This window comes from Actinoplanes sp. NPDC051494 (assembly GCF_044454705.1).
Lineage (GTDB): Bacteria > Actinomycetota > Actinomycetes > Mycobacteriales > Micromonosporaceae > Actinoplanes.
Genome location: NZ_JBITDZ010000003.1, coordinates 514039 through 535416, shown reverse-complemented (window position 1 = coordinate 535416; position 21378 = coordinate 514039). Strand labels below are relative to the sequence as shown.

At 72.4% G+C, this 21378-nt stretch carries 17 protein-coding genes; 5 read left to right on the top strand and 12 right to left on the bottom strand.

All coding sequences use genetic code 11. The features are described 5' to 3' along the window. Positions 1–13 precede the first annotated feature (13 nt). The 3 genes from trpA to trpC are packed head-to-tail and all read right to left on the bottom strand — an operon-like array spanning position 14 to position 2858. Positions 14–820 (bottom strand): tryptophan synthase subunit alpha, encoded by an 807-nt coding sequence (trpA, locus tag ACIA6A_RS14995; protein WP_396098170.1) that lies wholly within the window; start codon positions 818–820, stop codon positions 14–16. After that, entirely contained in the window at positions 817–2058 is a 1242-nt protein-coding gene (trpB, locus tag ACIA6A_RS14990; RefSeq protein ID WP_396098168.1) for a tryptophan synthase subunit beta, read from the bottom strand. The genes trpA and trpB overlap by 4 nt, the downstream gene beginning before the upstream one ends. Then, entirely contained in the window at positions 2055–2858 is an 804-nt protein-coding gene (gene trpC / locus ACIA6A_RS14985; RefSeq protein ID WP_396098548.1) for an indole-3-glycerol phosphate synthase TrpC, read from the bottom strand. The genes trpB and trpC overlap by 4 nt, the downstream gene beginning before the upstream one ends. Positions 2859–3212: 354 nt before the next feature. On the opposite strand from trpC, the gene ACIA6A_RS14980 reads away from it, so the two are divergent. Further along, positions 3213–3476 carry a hypothetical protein gene (locus tag ACIA6A_RS14980; RefSeq protein WP_396098167.1) on the top strand — a complete coding sequence of 88 codons (264 nt, stop codon included), beginning with the start codon at positions 3213–3215 and terminating at the stop codon, positions 3474–3476. A gap of 99 nt (positions 3477–3575) precedes the next feature. Here the strand turns inward: ACIA6A_RS14980 and ACIA6A_RS14975 are convergent, their stop codons facing one another. From ACIA6A_RS14975 to hisI, 3 genes are read right to left on the bottom strand one after another with little or no spacing between them, the layout of a single operon-like run. Further along, positions 3576–4214, bottom strand: a complete 639-nt coding sequence (locus tag ACIA6A_RS14975; protein WP_396098166.1) for a Trp biosynthesis-associated membrane protein — start codon at positions 4212–4214, stop codon at positions 3576–3578. Then, complete coding sequence (locus ACIA6A_RS14970) at positions 4214–5755, bottom strand: anthranilate synthase component I (RefSeq protein ID WP_396098165.1); 1542 nt, start codon at positions 5753–5755, stop codon at positions 4214–4216. Before ACIA6A_RS14970 ends, ACIA6A_RS14975 begins: the two co-directional genes overlap by 1 nt. Then, complete coding sequence (gene hisI / locus ACIA6A_RS14965; RefSeq protein WP_396098164.1) at positions 5752–6147, bottom strand: phosphoribosyl-AMP cyclohydrolase; 396 nt, start codon at positions 6145–6147, stop codon at positions 5752–5754. Before hisI ends, ACIA6A_RS14970 begins: the two co-directional genes overlap by 4 nt. A 2514-nt stretch (positions 6148–8661) precedes the next feature. Here hisI and ACIA6A_RS14960 point away from each other — a divergent pair. Next, positions 8662–11091 carry a hypothetical protein gene (locus ACIA6A_RS14960; RefSeq protein WP_396098163.1) on the top strand — a complete coding sequence of 810 codons (2430 nt, stop codon included), beginning with the start codon at positions 8662–8664 and terminating at the stop codon, positions 11089–11091. A 137-nt stretch (positions 11092–11228) separates the two neighbouring features. On the opposite strand, the gene ACIA6A_RS14955 is transcribed toward ACIA6A_RS14960, so the two are convergent. After that, complete coding sequence (locus ACIA6A_RS14955; RefSeq protein WP_396098161.1) at positions 11229–11969, bottom strand: DUF2470 domain-containing protein; 741 nt, start codon at positions 11967–11969, stop codon at positions 11229–11231. A gap of 86 nt (positions 11970–12055) precedes the next feature. On the opposite strand from ACIA6A_RS14955, the gene rpsD reads away from it, so the two are divergent. Next, positions 12056–12664 (top strand): 30S ribosomal protein S4, encoded by a 609-nt coding sequence (rpsD, locus tag ACIA6A_RS14950; RefSeq protein ID WP_396098160.1) that lies wholly within the window; start codon positions 12056–12058, stop codon positions 12662–12664. 39 nt (positions 12665–12703) lie between these two features. On the opposite strand, the gene ACIA6A_RS14945 is transcribed toward rpsD, so the two are convergent. Both ACIA6A_RS14945 and ACIA6A_RS14940 read right to left on the bottom strand, forming a co-directional pair. Next, positions 12704–14482 (bottom strand): ABC transporter ATP-binding protein, encoded by a 1779-nt coding sequence (locus tag ACIA6A_RS14945; protein ID WP_396098159.1) that lies wholly within the window; start codon positions 14480–14482, stop codon positions 12704–12706. Then, positions 14479–16239, bottom strand: a complete 1761-nt coding sequence (locus ACIA6A_RS14940; RefSeq protein ID WP_396098547.1) for an ABC transporter ATP-binding protein — start codon at positions 16237–16239, stop codon at positions 14479–14481. The genes ACIA6A_RS14945 and ACIA6A_RS14940 overlap by 4 nt, the downstream gene beginning before the upstream one ends. Before the next feature lie 176 nt (positions 16240–16415). Between ACIA6A_RS14940 and ACIA6A_RS14935 the strand changes: the two genes are divergently transcribed. Continuing rightward, a complete protein-coding gene (locus ACIA6A_RS14935) occupies positions 16416–17024 on the top strand; it encodes a TIGR03085 family metal-binding protein (protein ID WP_396098158.1) in 609 nt (202 codons plus the stop codon). 84 nt (positions 17025–17108) lie between these two features. Next, a complete protein-coding gene (locus tag ACIA6A_RS14930) occupies positions 17109–18374 on the top strand; it encodes an APC family permease (protein WP_396098157.1) in 1266 nt (421 codons plus the stop codon). On the opposite strand, the gene ACIA6A_RS14925 is transcribed toward ACIA6A_RS14930, so the two are convergent. The 3 genes from ACIA6A_RS14925 to ACIA6A_RS14915 all read right to left on the bottom strand — a co-directional run bounded on the left by ACIA6A_RS14925 (position 18281) and on the right by ACIA6A_RS14915 (position 21358). After that, positions 18281–19672: a PLP-dependent aminotransferase family protein gene (locus tag ACIA6A_RS14925; protein WP_396098156.1), complete on the bottom strand. Its 1392-nt coding sequence runs from the start codon at positions 19670–19672 to the stop codon at positions 18281–18283. The genes ACIA6A_RS14930 and ACIA6A_RS14925 overlap by 94 nt on opposite strands. A 50-nt stretch (positions 19673–19722) precedes the next feature. After that, the gene (locus ACIA6A_RS14920; protein WP_396098155.1) at positions 19723–20397 is read right to left on the bottom strand and encodes a hypothetical protein; all 675 of its coding nucleotides are present in this window, start codon (positions 20395–20397) and stop codon (positions 19723–19725) included. 481 nt (positions 20398–20878) lie between these two features. After that, positions 20879–21358, bottom strand: coding sequence for a hypothetical protein (locus ACIA6A_RS14915; RefSeq protein ID WP_396098154.1), 480 nt, complete (start codon positions 21356–21358; stop codon positions 20879–20881). Between the last annotated feature and the right edge of the window lie 20 nt (positions 21359–21378).

The window sequence follows — 21378 nt, the reverse complement described above, 5'->3', positions numbered from 1 at the left end:
GGCGGGGGAATCATCAAGCGGGCTGGCCCGCGCGGACGCCTTCGGCCAACTCGGCACTCAACGCGCGCAGGTTACGGTGCCCGGTGGCGAGATCCGGAGCCTCCAGGACACACCGGATGAGCGCGCTGCCCACGATCACCCCGTCGGCGAACGCCGCGACCTCGGCCGCCTGCGCGCCGGTGCCGACCCCCAGACCGACCCCGACCGGCATCCCCGGGTCCACCGCGCGGATCCGGGCGACGAGCTCGGGGGCCTGCGAGGACACGCTGGTACGGGCTCCGGTGACCCCCATCAGCGCGGTCGCGTAGACGAAGCCCCGGCAGTTGCCGACGGTCATGGCCAGGCGCTCGCCGGTCGACGAGGGAGACACCAGGAACGTACGGTCGATCGCGTAGCGGTCCGCGGCGGCGATCCACTCGCCGGCCTCGTCCGGGATCAGGTCCGGCGTGATCATGCCGGTGGCGCCGGCGGCGGCGAGGTCACGGGCGAACGCGTCCACGCCGTACTTCTCGACCGGGTTCCAGTAGGTCATCAGGACGACCGTGGCACCGGTGCCGGCGACCGCCTCGATGATCTTCAGGGTGTCCCGGGTGCGCACCCCGCCGGCCAGCGCGATGTCGCTGGCCTTCTGGATGACCGGGCCGTCCATCACCGGATCGGAGTACGGCAGCTCGACCTCGATGACGTCGCAGCCGGACTCGGCCATCGCGACCATCGACCTGATCGAGTCGTCCACGTTCGGGAAACCGGCCGGCATGCAGCCGACCAGCACCGAACGTCCCTCGGCCTTCGCCTTCCCGAACGTGTCGGCGATGCTCACGTGACTTCCCCCGGGACGATCACTTCGTTCTTGTCCAGAATGCCGAAATACGCACCGGCGGTGTGCACGTCCTTGTCACCGCGGCCGGACAGGTTGATCACGATCGTGGGCGTCCGGCCCAGCTCCTCGGTGAGCCGCGGGACGATCCGCTGCGCACCCGCGAGCGCGTGCGCGCTCTCGATCGCCGGGATGATCCCCTCGGTGCGGCACAGCAGCTTGAACGCGGCCATCGCCTCGTCGTCGGTGACCGGCTCGTAGACCGCCCGGCCGGTGTCGTGCAGCCACGCGTGCTCCGGCCCGACACCCGGGTAGTCCAGGCCGGCCGAGATCGAGTGCGACTCGACCGTCTGGCCGTCGTCGTCCTGCAGCACGTACGTGCGGGCGCCGTGCAGGACCCCCGACGAGCCGCCGGTGATCGACGCCGCGTGCCGCCCGGTCTCCACCCCGTCGCCGCCGGCCTCGAAGCCGTACAGGCGTACGCCCTCGTCCGGCACGAACGCGTGGAAGATGCCGATCGCGTTGGACCCGCCGCCCACGCACGCCGCGACCGCGTCCGGCAGCCGGCCCAGCTGGGTCAGGCACTGCTCGCGGGCCTCGATGCCGATGCCGCCCACGAAGTCCCGGACGATCTCCGGGAACGGGTGCGGCCCGGCGGCGGTGCCGAGCAGGTAGTGCGTGGTGTCGACGCTGGAGACCCAGTCCCGCAGCGCCTCGTTGAGCGCGTCCTTGAGCGTGCGCGAGCCGTTCGTCACCGGGATGACCGTGGCGCCGAGCATCCGCATCCGCGCCACGTTCAGCGCCTGCCGCTCGGTGTCGGTCTCGCCCATGTAGACGACGCACTCCAGGTCGAGCAGCGCGGCCGCGGTGGCACTGGCGACGCCGTGCTGGCCGGCCCCGGTCTCCGCGATCACCCGCGGCTTGCCCATCCGCTTCGCCAGCAGCGCCTGCCCGAGCACGTTGCGGACCTTGTGCGCGCCGGTGTGGTTGAGGTCCTCCCGCTTGAGCAGGACCTCCGCACCGATCGCGGCCGACAGCCGCTCCGCCCTGTACAGCAGCGAGGGCGTGCCCGCGTAGTCGCGCAGCAGACCCGTGAACCGCTCCTGGAAGACCGGGTCGGTCTTGGCCGAACGGTACGCGGCGTCGAGCTCGTCGAGCGCCTTGACCAGCGCCTCGGGCACGAACCGCCCACCGAAGCGGCCGAAGTGCCCGGCCAGGTCCGGCAACGAGGGTGCGGTCATCGCACGGGCCTCGGGGTCGCCGGGTGGTTACCGGCGTTGACCAGCTCCGCCACCGCGTCCCGGGGACTCTTCTGGGTGACAAGGCCCTCGCCGACCAGCACCGCGTCGGCCCCCGCGGAGGCGTACCGGATCAGGTCGTGCGGCCCGCGCACCCCCGACTCGGCGATCTTCACGACGTTGTTGGGCAGGCCCGGCGCGATCCGCTCGAACACCGACCGGTCCACCTCGAGAGTCCGCAGGTCCCGGGCGTTGACCCCGATGACCCGCGCACCGGCGTCCAGTGCCCGGTCGGCCTCTTCCTCGTTGTGCACCTCGACGAGCGCGGTCATACCCAGCGACTCGATCCGCTCGAGCAGGCCCGTCAGGACGTTCTGCTCGAGCGCCGCCACGATCAGCAGGACGAGGTCGGCGCCGTGGGCCCGGGCCTCGTGCACCTGGTAGCTGGAGACGACGAAGTCCTTGCGAAGCACCGGCACGCCGACAGCCGCACGCACCGCGGTCAGGTCGGCCAGCGACCCGCCGAACCATCGGCCCTCGGTCAGCACGCTGATACAGCGCGCGCCTCCGGCGGCATATTCTCCGGCCAGGACGGCAGGATCGGGGATGTCGGCGAGCGCGCCCTTGGACGGCGACGACCGCTTCACCTCCGCGATCACCGCCACACCGGGTTTACGCAACGCCGCGTACGCGTCGATCGCCGGCGGAGCTGCCGCGGCGAGGTCGCGCACCTGGTCGAGCGAGACGTTCTCCTGCCGGACCGCTACGTCCTCGCGAACCCCCGCGAGGATTTCCTCGAGCACGTTCTGCGGTCCCGCACCACGCTGATCGGATGTCACCTAACGACTCCCCTCTCCGGGTGTCCTCGGCCCGATGCTAGGTGGCCGCCGTCCTGTCCAGCCCCCCGGGGTATGGCGATCCTCACGAGATGGACTGCGGCATAATGCGCTGCCGGGCGAGCAGGTGTCACTTCTGTCACACGCGCCCCGGGCGTTTCGCCGCACGCCACCGCGCGGACCTGCGGCACCCTGGATGATCGGCTGACCCCGGACGACTGTGACGGTGGTGTCACGCAGCTGAAATACGACTGCGGCACGATGGGGTTCGGGCACACTGGTTCACGAGTTTGCTGCCGACTTACGCCTTGTGGAGCTGACATGGTCGTCGAAGAGACCGGTTTCATCGCCGTCTCCCGCTCAGTCGTCTCGTACGCCGCCGAGATGCTCGCCGGCATGGAACGGAAAATCGTCGGCGAACGCAACGTCCGCACCGCCCAGGGCAACGCCTACGAGGCGATGCGCGCCGACCAGGCCCGCGCCCAGGCCCGCGCGGACGTCGACGAGATGGTGGCGGCCCTCGCGGCGCGCCCCCGCCCCCGCAACAACCGCCCCACCCGCACCCGCGTCTCCCCCGCCCGCTGAGCTTCCCGCCCGCTGAGCTTCCCGCCCGCTGAGCTTCCCGCCCGCCGGGCCTACCGGCCGGCCGAGCCGCCTCCGGGCCTCACCGCCGTCGGCGCGGGCTCACCGGTTTGTCGGGTCGTCGCCGCGGTCGAGGGCGTCCCAGGCCGCGCGGGCGTCCACCCGGCCGTCGTCGTCGACCGCCGGCGCCGTGGTCGCCCCGCGCTCGTAGCGGGCACCCATCGCCGGCCACCGGTGACCCAGGCGCAGGGCCCACAGGCCACCCAGCGCGATCACGATCCCGCCGAGCACGCACCCGACCATGTAGACCGTCACCTTGGAGCTGGGCCCCGCGGGCACCGACGTCCAGCCGATGACCGCCGCGACGCCCGCCGCGAGGCCGGCCACCATCACGAACGCGCCCAGGATCCGCCGGAACAGCCCCCGGGTGGCCAGCAGCGCCCCGCCCGCGGCCAGCCCGACCAGGGCCAGTGCCGGCACCAGCGGCGCCACGTCCGCACCGGTCTCGTCGGTCTTGACCCCGGACACGAGCGTGGCCGTCCAGACCCGGGAGGCGAGATACCAGACCAGGCCGGCACCGAGCACGCAGAGCACCACCGCCGCACCGAGCTGATACGCCGGCGACGGCCCGCTCTCCCCGGACCCGGCCTGCACGGGCCCGCTCTCCGCTGTTCCGGCCGGCGCGGGACCGGCTTTCTCCGGCAGGGCGGCGGCCGGGGTGGTGGGATCGTCGGCGGGCATCAGCGGGCTGCCCGCAGGGTCTCGGCGGCGGCGATCGCGGCGAGGACCGCGGCGGCCTTGTTGCGGGTCTCCTGTTCCTCGGCGACCGGATCGGAGTCGGCCACGATGCCCGCTCCCGCTCCCACGTAGGCGGTGCCGGCGCGCATCAGAGCGGTGCGGATGGCGATCGCCATGTCCAGGTCACCGCCGAAACCGAAGTAGCCGACAGTCCCTCCGTACAGTCCTCTGCGGGTTGGTTCGAGGCTCTCGATGATCTCCATGGCCCGGACCTTGGGCGCCCCGGAGAGCGTGCCCGCCGGGAACGTCGCGGCCAGGGCGTCGAACGCGCTCTGATCGTCGCGCAGCTCGCCCACCACGGTCGACACGATGTGCATGACGTGGCTGTACCGCTCGATCCTGGCGAAATCCGGCACCTCGACCGTGCCGGCGCGACAGACCCGGCCCAGGTCGTTGCGGCCCAGGTCGACCAGCATGACGTGCTCCGAGCGTTCCTTCGGGTCCGCGAGCAGCTCCGCGGCCAGCGCGTTGTCCAGCTCCGGGGTCGCACCGCGCCAGCGCGTACCGGCGATCGGATGCAGCATCGCCCGGCGCGCGCCGTCGTCCTCGGCGGTGACCTTGAGGTGTGCCTCCGGCGACGAACCGACAATGTCAAAATCGTCGAACCGCAACAGATACATGTACGGACTGGGGTTCGTCGCCCGCAGCACCCGGTAGACATCCAGCGGGTCGGCGTCGGTGGCCCGTTCGAACCGCTGCGCGACGACGATCTGGAAGCACTCGCCGGCCCGGATCGCCTCCTTCGCGGTCTCGACGGCCTTCTGGTAGTCACCCGGAGCCGTCCGGCTGATCACCTCGCCCGGCTTCACCCGCTCCACCGTGGAGATCATCGGCGGGGTGGGCCGCGACAACGCGGTGGTCATGGCGTCGAGACGACCGACCGCCTGGTGGTACGCCGCCCGGGCCGCCGCGTCACCGGCGTCCGCCGGCAGCACCGCGTTGGCCACCAGGATCGCCGAGCCGTCGAAATGGTCCAGCACGACCAGGTCGGTGGCGAGCATCATGCCCAGCTCGGGCAGCGGCACGTCGTCGGTCGCGGTGACGGGCAACCGCTCGAAACGCCGGATCAGGTCATAGCTCAGATAACCGACCATCCCACCGGTCAGCGGCGGCAGCTCGGCACTGGTCCCCGGGTCCTCCGGGGCGGTCAGCGCCGCGACCGTCTCCCGCAGGGCGACAACAGGGTCACCATCGAGGGGTACGCCGTCCGGGGGACTGCCCAGCCACGCCGCCTGCCCGTCCCGCTCGACCAGCGTGGCCGCGCTGCGGACGCCGATGAAGGAGTACCGCGACCAGGCGGCGGACCCGGCACCCTGCTCCGCGGACTCCAGCAGGAACGTGCCCGGGCCACCGGCGAGCTTGCGATACACCCCGACGGGCGTCTCACCGTCGGCGAGCAGCCGCCGGGTGACGGGAACGACCCGGCGGCGCGCGGCCTGGCTGAGGAAACCGGCCTCATCGGGTACGACGGTACCGCTGGTCATGAGTTCCCCTCGGGCTTGCTGACCGGGATCTGCTGCGAGAAACAGGTGTGCGTGCCGGTGTGGCAGGCGGCGCCCACCTGATCGACCGTGACCAACAGAGCGTCACCGTCACAATCGAGGGCTACCGACCGCACATACTGGTGGTGACCGGACGTAGCGCCCTTCACCCAGTATTCCTGCCGGCTCCGGGACCAGTACGTGGCCCGCCCGGACGTGAGCGTGCGGTGCAACGCCTCGTCGTCCATCCACGCCAGCATCAGGACGTCGCCGGTGTCATGCTCCCGCACGATGGCGGCGACCAGGCCATCGGTGCTACGACTGAGCAGGGCGGCGATCGCCGGATCGAGGGAGGACGGACGGGCGGGCTGGTTCTCGAGGTCGGTAACTGGCACAGTGCCAGATTGTCTCGCATCCACCGCGAGTGTCCACGTGGCGTACCCGATAGCCCACGATCCGGTCACGGAGCCGCACAGGGGGTGTGACCGCCGTGCCGGTGACGGTACCGTCGTCGTGCGCCGCGCCGGTCAAGGTGCCGCACCCGCACCCGCTGGCCCATCCGGCAGGCCACGCGCCGCCACCGCGACAGGAGTCACGTTCAGATGGAGCCGACGGCCACCCCCGACGACGGCCGCCAATCGCGTGGCCCGGACCGCTTCTGGCCGGCCCCTTCCGACCACCCGGCCCCTTCCGACCACCCGGCCCCCGCTGACGGCCCACCCCGGCCCGAGGACCCGGCACCGTCTTCCGCTCCGCCCCCGCCGAACCTCCCGGCCCCCGGCGACCGCCCAGCCTTCGGTGACCGCGCAGCCTTCGGTGACCGCCCAGCCCGCGGCGACGGCTCGGCCCCCGGCGACGGCCCGGCCCCCGGCGACGGCCCGGCCCCCGGCGACGGCCCGGCCCCCGGCTACGGCCCGGCCCCCGGCGACGGCCCGGCCTTCAACGGCCGTCCGCCCTTCGCGGACCGTCCGGCGCCTTCAGCGCGCTCGGCCTTCCCCACCCAGGGGGACGAGGACTCGATCCGGCCGTTCTCCCCCGCCGCCGCGGCCTTCCCCGCAGCGCGATCGTTCCCCCCGGCACCCGCAGACCCGGCACCCACCAACCCGGCACCCACCAACCCGGCACCGTCCCGGGCGCCCGGGACCGCGGCCGGCCGGGTCACCCCGCCGCCGGCGCCTGGCCGCTCAGGTTTCGGCCAGTGGGCATTCGACCGCCCCGTCGCCTCCAATGGCCCGGCAGCCCCGAACGGCAGCCCGGAGGCCTCCGGCGGCAGCCAGGCGACCCCCGCGGCGATCCCGGAACCCTTCCCCCGGGGCGTCACCCCGGCCCGGGCCGCCACGTTCCCGACCGGTTCGTTCCCCGCGTTCGAACGCCCGACGCCCCGCCCGGCCCCCTCGGACCCGCTCCGGCTCGCCTCCCAGCATCTCCGCCAGGAACCCGATCCCCAGGCCCAGCCGGCGGCCGCCCCACCCCAGCAGCGCCCACCGACCCCGGACCAGCCCCCCGCCCCCGACCGGCCCGCACCGTTCGGCCGCCCCGTCGCCCCGGCCCGGCCCGCCGGTTCCGACCAGCCCGCCGGTTCCGACCAGCACGCCGGTTCCAACCAGCGGGCCGCTTCCGACCAGGCTGCCGGTTCCGACCAGCACGCCAGGCTCGACCCACGTGCCGCATTCGACCAACGGGCCGGTTCTCACCAGGCCGCCAGTTCCCACCAGCAGGCCAAGCTCGACCCACGTGCCGCATTCGACCAACGGGCCGGTTCTCACCAGGCCGCCAGTTCCCACCAGCACGCCAGGCTCGACCCGCTTGCCGCGTTCGACCAACGGGCCGGGTTCGACCAACGGGCCGGGTTCGACCAACGGGCCGGGTTTGACCAGGCCACCGGGTTCGATCGGCCCACCGCCTCGAACCAGGCCGCAACCTCAGCCGATCCAGCCGCCTCCGGCGATCCCGCCGACTCGGACCGGGCCGCCGCCTCTGGTCATCCCGCTGCCTCAGACCAGCCAGCCGCAATTGACCGGTCCGCCGCCCCGGACCGGTCCGCCGCCCCGGATCGGACCCCGTTCGAGCAGCCTGCCGCGTTCAGCCGACCCGCGCCGTTCGGCCGACCCGCAGCGTTCGGCCGGCCGGCCGCCTTCGAACAGCCTGCCCCGTTCGGTCGACCCGACCCGTCCACGCAACCCGGCCCGCCCGGGCAACCCGCCTCGTTCGAGCAGCCCGCACCGCACGGACAGCCCGCACCGCACGGACAGCCCGCACCGCACGGACAGCCCGCACCGCACGGGCAACCCGCATCGCACGGGCAACCCGCGCCTCTTGGACGGTTGGCAGGAGCCGGGCAACCCGGCGCGATCGAGCAGCCCGCAGGTCGGGACCGATCGGCTCCGGCCGGGCAGCCCATCGCGCCCGGGCCGGAGGTCGCCTTCGGACAACCCGCTGCCGACGAGTGGTCCGCCACGGGCACGTACCCCCATGCCGGCGAGCGGCCGACCGCCGGCAAGCAGCCTGTTGCCGACGGGCAGGCCACCCCCGGGGTGCAGCCTGTTTCCGACGAACAACCCGCCGCGGACATGCAGCCCCTTGCGGACATGCAGCCCCTTGCGGGCACGCGGACCAATCCGAGCATGCAGACCACCGCTGGTGACCAGCCCGGTGACGGCGACCAGCCCACTGCCTCCGGGCAGCCGGCTCCGGTCGAACATCCTGCGCCTTTCGGGCGTGCCACTCCATTCGGGCAACCTTCCCCATTCGGGCGGAACGGTTTTCATCAGGACGACCGCCGGCCGGATTTCGGTCTGGGCGACTGGTCCGCCGCGCAACCTCCTGCTGACCGTGAAGCGTCCTCGGCCGAGCGCCCGGAGACCGCTGCCAACGCGGAGCCCGTGCAGCCGGTCGCCGAGCCTTTCCGGGTGACCGAACCGTTCGTACCGGGGGCTGATCGGCACTGGCCGGCGTTCGGTGTCGCTCAGGAGCCCCACGACGCCGGGCCGGACGAGACGGTGAGTGCCTTCGAGGCGGCATGGGCGGGCGATGCCGAGCCGACTCCGGATCCGGTGTCGCGTGACGAGCCGGAGCCTGAGCCGGAGCAGGGCAGGACCATGGACGGGGACACCGAGATGGTGGCCCTCGGTAACCGGCGGCGCGGTGACATGCTGCTCGGTGAGGTGTCAGTAGCACGTTGGGACGACCAGGGAGGCCTCGGACCCGTGGAGACGAACGGGCACCGTATCAACGGGCACAGCGCTTCGGAGGACGACTCCCACGATGAGTACGGGACACCTCCGGCGCCGAGCAACCCGCTGTCGATGTCGCGGTCACCGTTCGCGCCGCATCCGCCGGAGACCCCACCCTTGTACGCCCCGTCGCCGTTCGCCGCGGCCGGCAACCCGCCGGTGCCCGAGCCCCGTGCCGAGGAGCCCGAAGCGGAGTTCCAGGACTTCGACTCGCGCCACCCGGAGGCGCCGGCCTGGGACACCCCGGGCCAGGCGTGGGACATGCCCCGTTCGGACGCGCCCGCGTGGGATTCCCCGAGTTGGGGCGAGAACGGCGCCGAGAACGTCGACCGGGGCCGGGGGCAGCACGCCCCTGACTACCTGACCGATCCGCTCGGCCCGGCGACCGGTTCCGCCCCGGTCCCGCCCACGGCCACCGGCTCGGCGCAGGTCCCCCGCCCGGCCACCGGTTCGGCGCAGGTCCCGCCCGCGGAGCCCCAGCACCGGGACACACCGGCGACCGGGACCGGCGACGTGTCCTCCGAGCCCGTACCGCTCAGCCCATGGGCTCCGCCTGCCCCGTTCACCGCCGCTTCGGCGCCGGTCAGCGGACAGCCGGTGAGCGAGGAGGAGCACTACCGGGCGACCTACCACTCCCAGCCCGCCGCCGAGCAGCCGTCCGCGGCACCGGTGTCGTCCTGGCCGGTGTCGGGTCCGCCCACCGCGAGCGGGGCAGCCGCGGTCCACGACGAACTGTCCGACCTGCCCACGGCACCCCAGCCGACCGCGGCCGACGCGACGCCGGCCGCCGCACGGGTCGACCCGCTGCCGCCGAACCCGCTGCACCCGGCGCCGGTCCGGGGACTTCCGACGGGTACGCCGCAGCAGCCCGGTGGCCGGCGCCGGAGCCGCGAGGAGGACGTGCTGGAATCGGCGCCGGACTCCTACCGTGGCGGTCGCCGTGCCGCGGCGGAGGAAGGGGACCGGTCCGACGACGACGGCCCGGCCGGTTACCAGGTGGTCCCGGAGACCGAGGCCGCCGCGGAAACAGTGACCGGCACCGAGACGGGGCTCCACACCGGACCTGGCATCGGCACCGCGAACAGCGCTGGAACGGAAGCCGGCCGAGCGGCAGGCACTGAGTCGGACGCCGGATACGCGGCGTTGTCCATGATCAACGTGGACAGCCCGGAGGAACTGGCGGGGCGCGCGGAGCCGGCGGAGGAGGAAGTGCGTCCCCTGGCGGCCTGGAGCACGGCGACGTTCTCCGAGAAGAACGAGTCGATCGCGGCCGTCGGGGAACCGGAACGCCTCACGGAGACAGACGACGCAGGCCAGACGGTGGCCGGAACCGATGCGGCCGGAACCGTTACCAGCGCGACCATTGCCGCCGTGACCGGCACAGGCCGGACCGGCACAGGCCGGACCGATGCAGGCCAGACCAGCACAGGCCAGACCGGGGCAAGCTGGACCGGTGCTGGGGCAACCGTGGCAGACGCAACCGTGGCAGACGCAACCCTGGCAGACGGGCCCAGGACGGCCGAGGTCAGGGCAGAATCGGCCGAAGCAGACGACGCAAGGACCAAGACGGCCGGGACCACCGCGGGCGACACCACGGCGGGCGAGACCGGGACCGAGCCCGACCAGGCCGAAGCGGGCAGGGTCGAGGCAGACATGGCCGAGCCGGTCAGGGCCGAGCCGGTCAGGGCCGAGCCGGTCAGGGCCGAGCCGGTCAGGGCCGAGGCAGACGTGGCCGAGCCACACAGGACCGGGGCGGGCGGGACCGGGGCGGGTGAGCCGATGGCCGGCGTGGAGGCTGCTGGTTCGGCTCGGTTGCGGCCCGGTGACGTGGGTGAGACGTCGATCTCGTTCTGGGATCCTGCCGCCGGGGAACAGTTCCGCGGCGAGTGGCACGAGGTGAAAGCTCAGTTCGTGGATGACCCGGTGGCGGCGCTGACCCGGGCCCGGGGGCTGCTCACCGAGGCGGTCCAGGAGCTCAGTGCGTCGATGCTGGCCGAGCGGGACGAGCTCGACCCGCTCCGGGACACCTCGGCACCGGATACCGAGAGTATGCGGATTGCGATGCGGAGCTACACAGAGTTCCTGGAACGGATTCTCGCGCTGTAACGGGGACTGGGCGCTATTAGTCCGGCGACCTTCCCGGCATGACCGAGATCTCGGTGATGCGCGGCGATGGTGAGGGCCAGCCTCCGAAAGCCGGTAGCGACGGTCCCGCGACCTGGTGGTGCGCGGAGGCCACCAGGTCAGGCGGCTTCCTCCTGGTGGGCGCAGCGGTGGCAGAGCACCGGGTGCAGCAGGTGGGCCAGGTCGTGGCGGTCGGTGACCGGGCGGGGGAAGGACAACCGGGCGAGGCGCTTGCCGGTGCGGACCAGGAAGCCGTACCGGTCGAGGCGGACGACGCGGGGGTCGTCGCCGGGCCGGGCGGCCGGGCCGAGCTGGCGGCGCACGTAGTCGGACATCTCCGTGACGTGGTGGTCGGAGAGGTCGGCGATCAGGTCGAACTCGATCTGGCGCAGCGGGTCGGGGGTCGCCTCGGCGTAGTCGTCCGGGTCGACGTCGACCAGCACATTGTTGCGTTCGTATCGCACCTCGGCCACGTCCATCCGGTGGATGACCTGGGTGTCGTTGATGTCGAGCAGGTCGGACGCCGCGTCCGTGTCGGCGTAGTCGAGCGCCGCCTGGCGGGCCTCCTCGCCTTCGAGCAGGGTGGCCCAGCCGGCCACCCAGACGCGGCCCAGCGACGGGGCGCCGGCGACCGGCGGGACGTCGGCGATGTCCAGGACCAGCGCGGTGTCGTCCACGTCCGGGCCGGGGCGCAGAGCCGCGGTCACGGCTCCGTCGCGGGGCGAGAGCAGCAGCACCCGGCCCTGGGCATCGGTGACGTGCCGCACCGGATGCGGTCCCGGTCGGCAGGCGATGTGCGCGGTGGCGGGCAGATGGCCGGCCGCAAGTGTTCGCGCGACCTCGGCATGGGTGGGCTGCATGTCAGGATCCTCCGGGCATCGGTTAGCCTTACCTTAGTAAGGCGAGGCTAACCGTAACACCTGCCCCGGAGGAAGAAAGATCGCCCGTGAACAACTCCCGACCCAAGGCCCGGCTGTCGCGGGCTCTCGGCATCCCTCTGACCCGCAAATGTGTGAAGTACTTCGAGCGGCGCCCGTTCCCGCCCGGCGTGCACGGCCGCGGACGGCGTAAGGCGTCCGACTACCAGGTCCGGCTGCTCGAGAAGCAGCGCCTGCGGCACCAGTACAACATCAGTGAGACCCAGATGCGTGCGGCGTACGACGAAGCCCACCGTCGCGAGGGCAAGACGGGCGAGAACCTGGTCGCGTTCCTGGAGAGCCGGCTCGACGCCACCGTGCAGCGCGCCGGTCTCGCCCGCACGATCTACCAGGCGCGGCAGCTCGTCGCCCACGGCCACTTCACGGTGGACGGCAAGAAGGTGGACCGCCCGTCCTACCGGCTCAAGCCGGGTCAGGTCGTCGAGGTCCGTGAGAGCAGCCGGCAGAAGCCGCCGTTCCAGATCGCGGCCACCGGCGCGCACCTCGACGGACCCACCGCGCCGTACCTGTCCACCGTGGTGGAGGACCTGCGTACGACGGTGATCCGCAAGGCGCTGCGCTCCGAGGTCCCCGTGGTGTGTGACGAGCAGCTCGTCGTCGAGTTCTACGCCCGCTAAAGGACTGTTGAGATCCCGGCACAACGGAGTGCCGGGATCTCAACGTGTCTGCTCCAGCCAGCTGGCGTACAGCTTCGCGTAGATGGAATCGCGATCGGCGACCAGCGCGGCGTGCGGCCCGCGCTGCACCACCCGGCCGGCGTCGACGACGATCACCTCGTCGGCGGACTCCGCGGTGGAGAGCCGGTGCGCGATGGCCACCGTCGTCCGGCCGCGGGTGACCGCGTCGAGCGCGCGCTGCAGGCGCACCTCGGTGGCCGGGTCGACCGCACTGGTCGCCTCGTCCAGCACGAGCAGGTCGGGGTCCGCGACGTACGCCCGGACCAGCGCCACCAGCTGCCGCTCCCCCACGCTGAGGGCCTCACCGCGTTCGCCGACCGGCGTGTCGAGCCGCTGCGGCAGCCCGGACAGCCAGTCGTCGAGGCCCAGCTCGTAGAACGCGAGCTCCATCTCGTCGGCGGTGATCTCGGGGCGGGCGAAGCGGATGTTCTCGGCGACCGTGGCGTCGAACAGGAAACCGTCCTGCGGCACCATGACCACCCGCGAGCGCAGCGAGTCGAACCGCACCGTGGTCAGCGGCGTGCCGCCGAGCAGCACCTCGCCGCCGGCCGGGTCCATCAGCCGGGTGAGCAGCTTGGCGAACGTGGTCTTGCCGCTGCCGGTCTCGCCGACGACCGCGACCTTGGTGCGGGCCGGGATCTCCAGGTCGACACCGGAGAGCACGACCGGGCCGCCGGGATAGCGGTACGAGACGTCGGCGAAGCGTACGGACAGCGGCCCCGGCGGCAGAGCGACACCGTCGAGGTCGGGGTCGGCGACGTCCGGGTCGATGTCGAGCACGTCGAGCACCCGCCGCCAGCCGGCCACCGCGTTCTGCGCCTCGTTGAGCACCTCGGTGGCGATCTGCACCGGCTGGATGAACAGCGTGACCAGGAACAGGAACGCGGTCAGCTTGCCGACGGTCAGCCCGCCGCCGACGCCCATGAGGACCCCGACCACGACCACCGCGGCCAGCGCGACCCCGGCGGCCAGCTCACCGGTGGAGAAGCTCGTCACACTGGTCCGCAGCGCGCGTTGCTGGGCCACCCGCAGGCTGTCGATCGCGGTGTCGAGGCGCTTGCCGGTACGCCCGGCCACGCCGTACGCGCGGATGACGGTCGCGCCGACGACGCTCTCGGCGACCGCGCCGAGCATGATCCCGGTGCGTTCCCGCACGATGCGGTAGACGCCGGCGAGCCGGCGCTGATACAGCCGGATCACGATGACGGCGGGCACGAACGCGAGGAACACCACCAGGGTGAGCTGCCACGAGTAGACGAGCATGACCACGGTGGTGACCACGACCTGGCCGGCGGTCAGCATCAGCTGCACGCCGCCGGTCTGCAGGAACTGGGTGATCTGGTCGATGTCGCCGGTGACCCGGGAGACCAGCGACCCGCGCCGCTCGGACTGCTGGTGCAGCATGGACAGGTCGTGGATGTGCCGGAACGTGCGGGCCCGCAGCGATGCCAGCGCGGTCTCGCTGACCGTGAACAGCCGGCGGGTCATGAGGTATCCGCAGACCGTGGAGATCACCAGCAGGCCGACCGCGATCAGCACGATCACCGCGATGACGTCGAGGTGCGGCCCGCCGGGGGCGCGGATGCCCCGGTCGATGCCCTGCTGCACGGCGATCGGCACGGCGACCCGGCCGAGCATCGAGACGAGCGCCAGCACCAGGGTGCCGGCCAGCCCGGGACGCAGCTCCGGCGACAGCGCGATGCCGCGCCGGACGGTCGCGAGGGTGCCTTCTTCAGGTTCGACTACTGCGGTGGTCACGCTTGGACCTCGACCTCGTCATTTTTCTCGTACGCGGTGACGAGCCCCAGATAACCGGGCTCGGAGGCCATCAACGCGGTGTGGGTGCCGGTGGCGACGACCTTGCCGTCCTCGAGGTAGACCACCTCGTCGGCGAGCGCGATCGTGGCCCGCCGGTAGGCCACGACCAGGATCGACGCGCCCGCGTCCTTGTCCCGCAGCGACGCGAGGACGGCCGCCTCGACCCGCGGGTCGACCGCGCTGGTCGCGTCGTCGAGCACGAGCAGCCGGGGCCGTCCGGCGAGCGCGCGGGCGAGGGTGAGCCGCTGGCGCTGGCCGCCGGAGAGCGAGGTGCCGCGCTCGCCGACCGCGGTGTCCAGCCCGCCGGGCAGCTTCTCGACGAAGCCCTCGGCCTGGGCCATCCGCAGTGCCTTCCAGGTCGCGTCGTCGTCGATCCCGTCGCGGTCGAGGGTGACGTTGCCGCGCACGGTGTCGTCGAACACGAACGGGATCTGCGGGACCAGCGCGGACGTCCCGGCCAGCGCGGACGCGGTCAGCTCGGGCAGGGGCACGCCGTCCACCGAGACGGTGCCGCCGGCCGGGTCGACGAGGCGCACGGCGAGCGACGCGATCGTCGACTTGCCGGAGCCGGTCGCGCCGACCAGCGCCACGGTTTTACCGGCCGGGACGGTGAAGGAGACGTCGTGCAGCACGTCGGCGCCACCCGCGTACGAGAAGGAGACCTGATCGAAGATGAGCGCGGCCGGGCCGGTGCCGGGGGTGGTGGCCGTGCCGTAGGCGAGGTCGCCGGTGGCGCCGAGGACGGCCTGGACCCGCTCCCAGCCGGCGACGCTGCGCGGCAGTTCGGCGACCACCCAGCCGATCGCGCGTACCGGGAAGGCCAGCACGGTGAACAGGAACGCGACGCTGACCACCTCGGCGACGGTGATCGCGCCGCTCTGCAGCCGCCACGCGCCGAGCAGCAGGACGGCGAGCGTGCCGATGCTGGGCAGCGCGTCCATGACCGGGTCGAACGCGCCGCGCAGCCGGCCGACCGAGATCAGCGCGTCGCGCAGCTCGCTGACGTGCACCCGGAACCGGCGTGACTCGTCGGCCTCGCGGCCCATGGTCTTGACCACCAGCGCGCCGTCGAAGCTCTCGTGCGCGACCGCGCTGACCTTGCCGCGCAGTTGCTGGGCGCGGATCTGCCGCGGGGACATCCGCCGCGAATAGACATAGTTGAGGCCGAACAGGGCCGGGAACAGGAACACCCCGACCAGCGCGAGCACCCAGTCGGTGAAGAACAGCGACACCACCGCGGCGACGATCATGACGATGGTGCCGACCGCGAACGGCAACGGCGCGATGGGTACGAAAGCGGCCTCCACGTCGGAGTTCGCGTTGGACAGCAACGTGCCGGTCGAGTGCTTCTGGTGCCATGCCGGGGGCAGGGCCAGGTAGCGCCGGGTGACCGCGCGCCGGTAGCGGGCCTGCAGCGCGAACTGCATGTAACCTGCACCGAGTCGGCGGCCGAAGATGCTGGCGACCCGCAGCACGGAGATGCCGACGAACACCGCGGCGATCACCGCGAGCTCGCGCACCCCGGCCCGGTGCTCGGTGAACGCCGGCACGACCACGCGGCCGGTGACCGCGCCGACGACGTAGGAGTTGGCGATGACGAGCAGGCCGAACAGGCTGCTGCCGGCCGCGCCGATGATGAAGAGCCGCGGCTCGGTGCGGATCGCGCGGCCGAGCACCCGCAGGCCCCGTCCCAGCACGTCCGTGCTGGCCCTCGTGGTCACTGGTTCCCCGCCCTGAAGTAAGCGCCCGCCGGCCGTACCGGCCTTACCGATCCATCCTGCCGAATCGCCCGCCGGAAACCACGGGATTTACATTGTGTCCACAATTACAGCCGCGCGCAGCCCCGCGATCATCGACAGCCTAAGATCGATGCATGACGGACTTCGCGCGTACCGAGCGCCACCTGCTCGCCGACAGCCTGCTAGCGGCCGGGCCGGACGCGCCGACCTGCTGCGAGGGCTGGACCACCCGTGACCTCGCCGCGCACGTCGTGGTCCGCGAGCGCCGCCCGGACACCGCGGCCGGTTCGGTGGTCCCCGCGCTGGCCGGGCACGCCGAGAAGGTGCGCGCGGCCAAGACCGGCGCGCCGTACCCCGCGATCGTCGAGGAGCTGCGCAACCCGCCGGCCTGGAGCCCGATCCCGCTCGTCGACCGGCTGACCAACGGCACCGAGTTCTTCATCCACCACGAGGACGTGCGCCGTGCGCAGCCCGGCTGGGAGCCCCGCCCGCTGGACAAGGACTTCGAGCTCGCGCTCTGGAAGGGCGTGAAGCTGACGTCGCGGATGACGCTGCGCCCGTTCCAGCCGGTCCGGATCGAGGCGCCCGGTCACGGCGTCCTGCAGATCGGCGACGGCGAACCCACGGCCACCCTCACCGGCGCCCCGGGCGAACTGGTGCTCTTCCTGTCCGGCCGCCAGCGCGTCTCCCGCGTCGAGGTCACCGGCGACCAGTCCCTCCGGACGGCGAAACTCGGCCGCTGATCGCCGTACCCACCGGATTGGCCCTTCCGATCCAGGCTTGATTGGCCCGGACAGGGGGCCAATCGACTGCCTACGGTCGACGTCATGGCCCTCTCCCGTGCCCAAGGCACAGCCCTGTCCGTCGGCGCCGTCCTCGGCACCGGGGTCATCTCGATGCCGGCGCTGGCCGCGGCCGAGGCCGGACCCGCGTCGCTGCTCGCCTGGCTCGTCCTGATCCTGCTCTCCGCTCCCCTGGCCTGGACCTTCGCGGCGCTCGGAGCCCGTTATCCGGGGGCCGGCGGCGTCTCCACCTACGTCCGTCTGGCCTTCGGCCCGCGCGCCGCCGCGGCCGTCGGCTGGTGCTTCTTCTTCGCCGTCCCGCTGGGCACCCCGGCGGCGGCCGCGTTCGCCGGCGGCTACGTCGCCGACGTGCTGGGCGGCGGCCGGACCACCGTGCTGGCCACGTTCCTGTTCTGCCTCACCGTGGTCGTCACGATGAACTGGTTCGGGCTGCGGATCTCCGGCCGGGCACAACTGGGCCTGACCGCCACCCTCGCCGCCCTGCTCGTGGTCACCGTCGTCGCCGCGCTGCCGCACGCCCGGCTCGCCAACCTCACCCCGTTCGCCCCGCACGGCTGGGCGGGTGTCGGCGCCGCCGCGGCGGTGCTGGTCTGGGGATTCGCCGGCTGGGAGGCGGTCAGTTCGCTGTCCGGCGACTACCGCGACCCGCGCCGCGACGTCCCGCTCGCGACCGGCGCCGCGGTCCTCGTCGTCGGCGTGCTCTACCTCGCGGTCGCCGCGACCAGCGTCCTCGTGCTCGGCCCGGCCGCCGGCGACAGCCCGGCACCGCTCGCCGACCTGCTCGCGGCCGGCCTGGGCGGCCCGGTCCGGGCGCTCACCGCCGTCGTCGCGGTGCTGCTCACCATCGGGGCGATGAACGCGTACATCGCCGGCACCTCCCGGCTCGGCGCGGCGCTCGCGGCCGAAGGCGCGCTGCCGGCCCGCCCGTTCGGCACGGTCCGGAGATCGCTGGTCTTCGTGACCCTGGGCGCGATCGCGGCGTTCGCCCTCCCGTTCGACCTGAAAACCACGATGTTGCTGGTCACCGGTTGTTTCACGCTGGTCTACATCCTCGGTACGGCCGCCGCGTTGCGCCTGCTGCCCCGCGGCTGGACCCGGCGCGGTGCCGGACTGGCCCTGGTCGCGGTCTGCGGCCTGCTCGTGCTGACCGGCCGGCCCGCACTGTGGAGCCTGGCCGTGGCCGGGGCGGCGGTGCTCTACAGCTCGTCCAGGAAGAGCGCCATCCCCTCGTCCAGCACCGCCGGGTCGATCGCGCCGAACCCGAACACGAACCCGGTCCCACTGCCGTAGTCCGCGAGATCCTCGACGGCCACCCCCTTGGCCGCGAGCGCGGCGACCACCCGGTTCGGGGCGGGTGGTCGCCGGCTGAGCGCCGTGACGTGCAACCCGGCCGCGGACTCGACCACGTCCAGCCCGGGATGACCGCTGAGCGCGGCGACGATCCGGGAGCGGCGGTCCGCGTACGCCTTCGCGGCCCTGCGGACATGCCGGGCCAGCTGCCCCTCGTCGATGAAGCGGGCCAGCGCGGCCTGGACGGCGATCTGGCCGTACCCGTCACCGAGCTGGCGTGCCGCGGCCAGGGCGGACCGCAACGCCGGTGGCGCGATCACAAAACCGGTCCGCACGCTGGGGATCATCGTCTTGGAGAACGTGCCGAGATAGAGCACCCGCCCCGCGGTGTCGAGGCTGTGCAACGGTTCCAGCGGCCGGGCCGAATACCGGAACTCGCTGTCGTAGTCGTCCTCCAGCAACGCGACCTGCTTGCGCCGCGCCCAGTCCAGCAACGCGTGCCGCCGGGCGAGACTCATCGGCCGCCCCAGCGGGAACTGGTGCGACGGCGTCGCATAGACGATCCGCGCGTCCTCCGGCAGGGCATCGACGACCAACCCCGCACCATCGACGGGTACGCCGACCACGCGCGCCCCCAGCGACGCGAACAACCGCCGCGCGGGCGGATACCCCGGCTCCTCGACCGCGACCACGTCACCGGGAGCCAGCAGGACACGGCCGATCAGATCGAGGGCATGCTGGGTACCGTTGGTGATCAGCACATCGTCGGCCGTGACCCGCAAAGAACGGGAATACCCCAGATAGCGGGCGACCGCGGCCCGCAGACCCGGATGCCCGGCCGGCCCGGCATACCCGCCGGGATCATGCGCCCGCAGCCGCAACTCCGCCGCCACGAACCGCCGCCACGTCTCGAACGGGAACAGCGTCGCGTCCGGGATGCCGCTGCGGAAGTCGTACCGTGGCTTGGGCTCGTCGCCGTCCGAGGCCCGTGGCGTGAAGCTCCACCCCGCCCGCGGCGTGAGCGGATCGGCCGCCGCCCGCCGGGGAACCGGCTCCGATCGCACGTCGGCCACGAACGTCCCGGCCCCGATCCGGGCGACCAGATACCCCTCGGCGACCAGCCGCTCATAGGCGGTGGCCACACTGTTGCGCGAAACGCCGAGGTCAGCGGCCAGCACCCGGGTAGCCGGCAACCGGTGCCCGGCGACCAGCCGCCCGTCCACGATGGCCTCCCGCAGCGCCCGGTAGACCCGGACCGTCCGCTCCCCACGCCCCTCGAGGTCGACAACCAGATCCATCCCCCCAGTCTGCCGCCCGCTCTCGAACCCCTCGCATACACACAGCGCGATCAGCGGCGAAGGGGATTCCGGGCGAGAACTCCCGGCAGCGGATCGATCCTTCGCATTTCCGGGCCCATCTCAGGAACCACGTTCTCCACCAGGTCGTAGATGCTGGAACGGTCCCGGACCAGGCGCCTCCAGTAGATCGGCTCGTGATGCATGATCCGGTTCCGGAACAAGCGCAGATGTTCGATCCGTCGATGCATCTCACCCCTCGGCCCGCGATAGCCGGGCCGGAAGACTCGATAGAGGGCCGGCCTCCACAGGGCGACTTCGTTGGACCGGCTCAACAGCGAAACCCAGAACCCGAACGTCAATGCCGCGACGACGTCGTCGGCGCCAGGTTGCGGCAATGAGCGACGCAGCTTCTCCGTGGCCTCCTCCACCATCCGGGTACCGACACCGGGCAGGGTCACCGCATTCCACCAGTCACCCCGACCGTGGTGGGATGCCAACGCCTCATGAAAGGCGTTCCGCAACGCTATCTCCAGGCAGTGCAGAGCAGGATAGAACGCGGACGATACCTCGACATTCCACCAGTAGAGGCGCCATGCCTCGCCGTCGTCACCCGCACAGTCGCGTCTGTAGCGCTGAAAGCGTGGTTCCGAGAGGAACTTCCTGATCAATTCCTGACCCCCCTCGGCGATCGGGCCCTCCGATGCGCTTCCTGTGTTGTCAGCCATCGTGCTAGGCTCCCTCTTGTACGCCCCGGGACCCGCCTCTGCTTGCATGCGACCCGGGGTATAGCTCTTTCTGGAGCAGGAAATCTTCGCCGCGCGGCACCGCGCCCTCGCGAAGTGCGCACAACAGTTCCCTGAGGTAGCGACTACCTGCGACCCAGCGGTTCACCCGAGACTAGTAGTCATACGACAATCTGAGCAAACGTCGCTCTCGTCAGATCTCGGCCATAGCGTCCGGCTCATGAGCGTCCGAGCAGCGCTGGATGCAACCGGATCGCGCGTCGACGCATATCCGTTCTGCCGGGGTTGCGACGGCTACCTGCCGGACGCGAGTTACCCACACGGGGCGTCGGCCGTGTTCAGCCGGCGGTTCCGTTCGACCTGACCGCCGTGAGGCGGGGGACAGGGGTGGCACCTCCCGTTTGCGGGCGGCGGTGGAGGCGGATGCAGGGGTCGAGGGCGGCCTGGTGGGCCTCGCCGTTGATCAGTCGTCGTCCCCGCCGCCGGAGGTGCGGAGGGTGAGGGTGGGGGTGGTGCCGGCGCAGGTGATGGTGAACTTGACCCGGTTGTGGTTGTCGGACGTGCCCCGGAACTCGCCTTCGGCGCCGTGCTGTTCGTGCAGGGCGAAGCCCGGGCGGGGGGCCGCGGAGACGATCTCCGGCCGGCCGGCCGGGCAGCGGGCGACCACCGTGCCGCCGGCCGTGGCAAGGGTCCGGCTGGTGACCTCAGGTGGTGGTGAGGTGCCCACCCCCTGCGAAGCCGATGGCGACGGGGCCGATGGCGACGGAGCCGGCTCCGACGGCAGGTCGCGGAGCAGGCGGTCGACCTCAGCCGCGGTCAGGGGGCGGTCGGCGGAGGAGGTCAGGCCGGCGCGGAGGACGCTGATCGCCGTGATGCCGACGACGACGGCGAGCACGGCCGCGCCGAGCCAGCCGGCCAGGACGATGAGCGTGCGACGTTTCACCTGGCCGACTATGCCCGGCC

Excerpts from the sequence above, each read along its gene's own strand:
- trpB (WP_396098168.1), bottom strand. The coding sequence starts at position 2,058 with ATGACCGCACCCTCGTTGCCGGACCTGGCCGGGCACTTCGGCCGCTTC.
- ACIA6A_RS14980 (WP_396098167.1), top strand. The coding sequence starts at position 3,213 with ATGGTCGTCGAAGAGACCGGTTTCATCGCCGTCTCCCGCTCAGTCGTC.
- ACIA6A_RS14975 (WP_396098166.1), bottom strand. The coding sequence starts at position 4,214 with ATGCCCGCCGACGATCCCACCACCCCGGCCGCCGCCCTGCCGGAGAAA.
- ACIA6A_RS14970 (WP_396098165.1), bottom strand. The coding sequence starts at position 5,755 with ATGACCAGCGGTACCGTCGTACCCGATGAGGCCGGTTTCCTCAGCCAG.
- ACIA6A_RS14955 (WP_396098161.1), bottom strand. The coding sequence starts at position 11,969 with ATGCAGCCCACCCATGCCGAGGTCGCGCGAACACTTGCGGCCGGCCAT.
- ACIA6A_RS14935 (WP_396098158.1), top strand. The coding sequence starts at position 16,416 with ATGACGGACTTCGCGCGTACCGAGCGCCACCTGCTCGCCGACAGCCTG.
- ACIA6A_RS14930 (WP_396098157.1), top strand. The coding sequence starts at position 17,109 with ATGGCCCTCTCCCGTGCCCAAGGCACAGCCCTGTCCGTCGGCGCCGTC.
- ACIA6A_RS14925 (WP_396098156.1), bottom strand. The coding sequence starts at position 19,672 with ATGGATCTGGTTGTCGACCTCGAGGGGCGTGGGGAGCGGACGGTCCGG.
- ACIA6A_RS14920 (WP_396098155.1), bottom strand. The coding sequence starts at position 20,397 with ATGGCTGACAACACAGGAAGCGCATCGGAGGGCCCGATCGCCGAGGGG.